Source organism: Mesorhizobium sp. M7D.F.Ca.US.004.01.2.1 (assembly GCF_003997785.1).
In the GTDB taxonomy this organism is placed as follows: domain Bacteria; phylum Pseudomonadota; class Alphaproteobacteria; order Rhizobiales; family Rhizobiaceae; genus Mesorhizobium; species Mesorhizobium loti.
In genome coordinates this window covers 1-238 of record NZ_RZRQ01000797.1, presented here as the reverse complement: position 1 = coordinate 238, position 238 = coordinate 1, and the positions used below count along the sequence as shown (strand labels likewise).

Sequence of the window (238 nt, the reverse complement as noted above, 5' to 3'; positions counted from 1 at the left end):
GGCGCCCGCATGCCCGATATCATCATGCTGCCGGTTGGCGGTGGCGGGCTTGCCGCCGGCGTCACCCACTATTTCGCCGATCAGGGCCGGGAAGCGCGCTTCGTCTTCTGCGAGCCGGCCGGCGCGCTGGCGATCGATGCGCTGAGGATTTCTCCAGGAAGGAGATCAGGGGCAAGACCATCGTTGCCGTGGTTTCGGGCGGCAATTTCGATTTCGAGCGGCTGCCGGACGTCAAGGA

General features: G+C 65.5%; 1 pseudogene. It reads left to right on the top strand.

Features of this window, described 5'->3' with window-relative positions:
- A pseudogene (locus EN993_RS36860) lies at nt 1-238 on the top strand (threonine dehydratase); the annotation flags it as partial.